Here is a 4,608-nt window from a genome sequence, read left to right on the forward strand (position 1 = left end):
CGTAAGACACTCGGCTGGCGCACTCCCGCAGAGGCGTTCAACGAGCACCTATGCTTGCTGGCAGGCAGTGTTGCAACGACTCCTTGAACCCAAGCAATACACCAGCGCCGCCCACGCCGCACTGGCCGAGCAGTCCGGCATCCGGTTGTCGGTGGGCCGCACCGGACAGTGCTGGGACAACGCACTGGCCGAATCGTTCTTTTCCACTCTCAAGGGCGAGATGCCGGGCGATCGTCCCTGGCCCAGCCGCGCTGCCGCCCGCACCGCGATCTTCGAGTTCATCGAAAGCTGGTACAACCTGCATCGGCTGCACAGCAGCCTTGGCTACCGTAGTCCCGCCGACTTCGAAGCCGCAGCAGCCTGAACACCACACCACCGGTGTCCGTCAAAGCGGAGCAAGCTCACTACAACCCCCGGCGCCGACATTCGGCCAACGGCCAGCTCAGCCCGGCCGAATACGAGCGCCGACAGGCGCTCAAGAACGTCCGCCAAGACGGCTATGCTGCCGCATAGCCGCAAGCCCTGATGTGTCTACCGAACCGGGGCAACTCCAGGCTGAGCGGCGTTGATGCCGTTGACAGCCGGAGCCTCGGGCCGCTTGTTGCTTCCTATCCGACCTTGAGGGCCAGCTTCCCGACGTAGTGATCGTTTAGGGCGCGATGCGCATCCTTGACTCGCTCCATCGGGAAGGTCCGGGCGACGTGGACCTCGAAGGAGCTCGCCTCGATGATCGCGTTCAGCCGATCGGTGGCGGTGCGGCTACGATCGCCGTCGTAGTAGGACATCGTCGCGCCCGGCGGCGTTACGGGCACGGGCAGGACACCGTTCGGCCAGGCGATCCGTCCCGAGCTCTTGATCGCGCGAAGAGATCGTTCGGTGGTCTCGCCTCCCACGGTGACCAGCGCCGCATCGAGCCCGCCTGGTGCGAACTCGAGCGCCGCGGCCAGCACATCCACTTTGCGTCCGTCGATGGCGTCGTCGGCGCCCAGCCGCCGGGCCAGGGCGACACCGTCGTCACCAGAGGCCACGGCCAACACTCGGATGCCGCTGTGCCGCGCCAGCTGCACGGCCATGTGGCCGACACCCCCGCTGGCCCCGAAGACCATGAGCGTCTCGTCCGGCCGCAGGCCGAGCAGATCGAGGCCGCTCAGTGCAGTCAGGGCATCCCAAGCCATCGCGCCGGCCTGTTCGGTCGGCATCCGGTCGGGCACGCGCGCCACGAACTCCGCCTCAACGACGCCGTACGCGGCGTAGAAGCCGCCACGCCGCACCGGCATCGTCGCAGCGTAGACACGCTCGCCCACGTCGAACCGGGTGACGTTGCGTCCGACCGCAGCCACCGTACCCGCCGCGTCCCAGCCGAGGACATAGGGGAAGGCCGACGCGACGTCGAAAGCGCCGTCGTAGTCCCCCTCTCGCTCGACCGCGTCCCAGGACGCGACGCCTGCGAACTCCACCCGGATGAGGACGTCGTCGTCGCCGACCTCCGGGAGCGGTATCCGGCGCGGCGAGAGTTCGTTGACTCCGCCGAACCGGTCAAGGACGATCGCGTCCATCTGCGGCACCACGATCGCGCCATCCGCTGTGCTCTCGACTCTGCTGTCCATCGGCTCACCTCGTTTACTTGAGTGAATCAAGGATTATTGGACCACAGCTATTTGAGGGAATCAAGTAACTGCTCTAAACTGGGAGCCATGGCGCTGCCGAACGGACCCGTAGCCACCTCGTCCGGGGCCGAGGCCGTCCTCTTCGACCTGGTCGACGTATATGATCGCGCCTACGAAGCGGCCGCGGCCGAGCTGTCGCTCAGCTCGGCGCAGGCATGTGTGCTCGGGCGACTCGATGAGCGACGCGGTATGGGCGCCTTGGCCGAGGAGCTCGGCTGCGATGCCTCCAACATCACCCAGATCGTCGCGCGTCTCGAAGCGCTCGGCCTCGTGACCCGCGAACCGAATCCCCGGGACCGCCGCGCACGACTCGTCGCGCGAACTTCCCGAGGAGACGAGATCAACCACCAGTTCGCAACAGCCTTCACCTTCGCCCGCACGGCGGTAGGACGACTCTCACCCGACGAACAGGATCAGTTGACGGCGCTGCTGCGCAAAGCACTGGGCTGACACGCGCCCGCAGCCCCACCCAACCAAGGTGGATCCAACGGCTTCATGGGTGCGGGCTGCAGCAGCCTCTGGTTGTTCGCGGTCACTGCGGAGCCCGACGGAGGCATGTTCTGCGACGATGAGCATGCTGTCAGCTGTCACGTCGGCAACGCTACGCCTTCCGCAAGCTCCTCGTCTCCCGCTCTAACCAGGCGCTATGTCTTCGCGGACAACCTCGCCGACCGGCCCTCCAGACCACGGGGAATCGAGGAGAAAGGTCATGCCCCCGCCGCCTACTGTGCCGAGGTCAGAGGCACGACTGTCCCTTTCTCCCGTACTTGGTCTGCCCCCCAGGAGAGGGCCTCGACGCTTCCATGTGCGCTTGCCTGCTCGCCGGACGGAGCCGCCACCTTGTCCTGGCCGATGTCGGAGTCGTTCACGTCTCGTTGTCGGTGAATCTGTATGTGGTGCATTGGCTTTGCCGGATCGCGCCGGAGAAGGTCTCCATCGGGATGCTCCACTCGCGGATGACGACGGGGTGGACCGTGCGGTGGAACAGGATCACTCTGCCGGGACGGCGCTTGCGGGAGAACCATAAGGCGGCCTTGTCGTGGCGCGTCTGGCTGGAGCGGGTGACGGTCGTTGCCAGGTGGCCGGGCCGGCGATGTCCTGGGGCGGCGGCGAACGTGGTCGGCGGTGGGCTGGGCGGTCGCCAGCAGTCTTGCTCAATCCAGTGAGCGATGGGGTCGTGTTCGCTGCGCGGCTGGTAGTACGGGTCGCCAAGCCGCCAGCCGATCTCTGTGGTGAAGCGGCTGAGCTGCTTGTCGTCCCCGGCGGCCAAGCGGCGCCAGGTCGGTGAGGCGATGAGGGCCGCGATGCTGACCGCCTCGGGGTAGATGGCGGCGAACAGGCGCGAGGCGCTGAAGGTCTGCCGTTCGGTATGGGGCGAAATGAAGACGTAGGAGCGCACGTTCCAGACCATCTGGTTGAGAGCCACGGCACCGTCGTCCGGGTCCGCCTCGTCCACGTTTTTGTCCCATAGATTGGCGCAGATCATGAAAGCGGTCAGAACGGCGTCATAGACAGCGGGCCAGCCGTGACGACGGACCAGACGGAGATGCCACCGTTGGGCGGCCACGACCTCAGGAGCAATCTCCAGATGGGGCCCGCGGTCGTTGATGTCGGGCGGCCCAATCCAGTAGCGGTGCCGGGTGCAGACGTAACGGTGATGCGGCAGGACCCGAAACACCGGCCCGCCCGGGTGGCGGGCGTCGCAGCGCAGGCAGCCGATCTGCGGGGTGTGGCGGAAGGCTTCCCAGGTCGGGGGCGGGTCGCGGAGCTCAAGGAGCGCGCTGGCCAGGTGGCCGGGCGGGCGACCGGTGAGCGCGGACAATCGGTGGATGTCGACGGTTCGCCGGGACGGGCTGGGCGCGGGGACGCTGACCTGCTTCCAGAGTTCGTCACCGTCCAGGCCGTGCAACTTGGCCAGGGCGGGCGAGGTAGGACGCGATGGTTTCATGCCGCGCGGGCGGGACCGCGATCGGCAGCGTACGCGGCAGCATCACATCGCAGCGTCCGCAGCCGCCGCGCGCACGGCGCGAGCCCGCGCGGAAAGGTGCGGCTGGGACACGGCGCGCTCAGCGGCGTAGTCGACCGGGACGGCCTCCAGCAGCTCCTGGGTGATGTGCTCGGTGCCGGATTCGATGGCCAAGATGGCCGCTCCGCGCGCCAGCTGGGACAGGCTGCCGATCATTCCACCGCTGCGCTGGTAGAGATATTCGGCCAGCGCGACCAGGGCGCCCGCGGGTTGATGGTGCAGGCGCAGCAGGCCTTCCATGGTGGCGATCAGCGAGCGCCAGGTCTCGCGCTGCTCTGTGGTGCCGTAGGCGAACGGGGCGGCGGGGACGACGGTGAACCGCCCGGCGATCTGCCGGCCCCGCACCCCGGCAAACAGCCCTTGGGCTTCGACGTCGATGCCCGCATAGACGAACGTGGCCGGCAGCCGTTCGGCGAGGTACTTCAACTGATCCGACACCTCGGCGCCGGTGCGGGTGGCGATACTGACGTTGTGGATCTCATCCACACAGACCAGCTCGACACGGGTGTGCGCGGCAGTGTGGCAGACGGCGTTGACGACGTCGGTGAGGTTGGCGCGAGAGGGCAGTTCCAGCCCGAGGAAGCGGGCGAACTCCACCGCGACCATCCGGGCGGTCGCCGCCGGCGGGACGGTGACGTAGATGACGGGCAGCCGATGCCGATCCCCGGGGTGGCGTTTGCGGATGTGACGTTCGTGGGTGCGGCCCAGCTGGGTCAGCGCGGTGGTCTTGCCGGTGCCGGACGCGCCGGAGATGATGACGCCGCGGCGAGCCGATACCTGCCTGCGGTTGAGCTGGACCAGCAGCCGGCTGGTGTTGATGACCTGGCGCCCGGACCAGGTCGCCGGTTTGGAAGCCGTGGTGCAGTTTGCTCCGTGGCCGGACAAGGCGGGGGAACCCGTAGCGGTCGGGGGTGG

Annotated in this window: 5 protein-coding genes; 2 read left to right on the top strand and 3 right to left on the bottom strand. The window is 67.6% G+C overall.

Features of this window, described 5'->3' with window-relative positions; translation table 11 throughout:
- Positions 1 to 364 (top strand): integrase core domain-containing protein (locus tag ABZ260_RS46975; RefSeq protein ID WP_355631354.1); only part of this gene is annotated, 364 nt, incomplete at its 5' end.
- A gap of 244 nt (positions 365 to 608) precedes the next feature.
- On the opposite strand, the gene ABZ260_RS46980 is transcribed toward ABZ260_RS46975, so the two are convergent.
- Positions 609 to 1,556 (bottom strand): NADP-dependent oxidoreductase, encoded by a 948-nt coding sequence (locus ABZ260_RS46980; RefSeq protein ID WP_355631357.1) that lies wholly within the window; start codon positions 1,554 to 1,556, stop codon positions 609 to 611.
- Between the two features lie 138 nt (positions 1,557 to 1,694).
- Between ABZ260_RS46980 and ABZ260_RS46985 the strand changes: the two genes are divergently transcribed.
- A complete protein-coding gene (locus ABZ260_RS46985) occupies positions 1,695 to 2,117 on the top strand; it encodes a MarR family transcriptional regulator (protein WP_326820664.1) in 423 nt (140 codons plus the stop codon).
- 415 nt (positions 2,118 to 2,532) lie between these two features.
- On the opposite strand, the gene ABZ260_RS46990 is transcribed toward ABZ260_RS46985, so the two are convergent.
- Positions 2,533 to 3,489 carry a hypothetical protein gene (locus tag ABZ260_RS46990; RefSeq protein WP_355631361.1) on the bottom strand — a complete coding sequence of 319 codons (957 nt, stop codon included), beginning with the start codon at positions 3,487 to 3,489 and terminating at the stop codon, positions 2,533 to 2,535.
- 168 nt (positions 3,490 to 3,657) lie between these two features.
- The coding region (locus tag ABZ260_RS46995; RefSeq protein WP_355631364.1) for an ATP-binding protein at positions 3,658 to 4,608 on the bottom strand (951 nt) is incomplete at its 5' end.

Source organism: Streptosporangium sp. NPDC006013, from assembly GCF_040614275.1.
In the GTDB taxonomy this organism is placed as follows: domain Bacteria; phylum Actinomycetota; class Actinomycetes; order Streptosporangiales; family Streptosporangiaceae; genus Streptosporangium.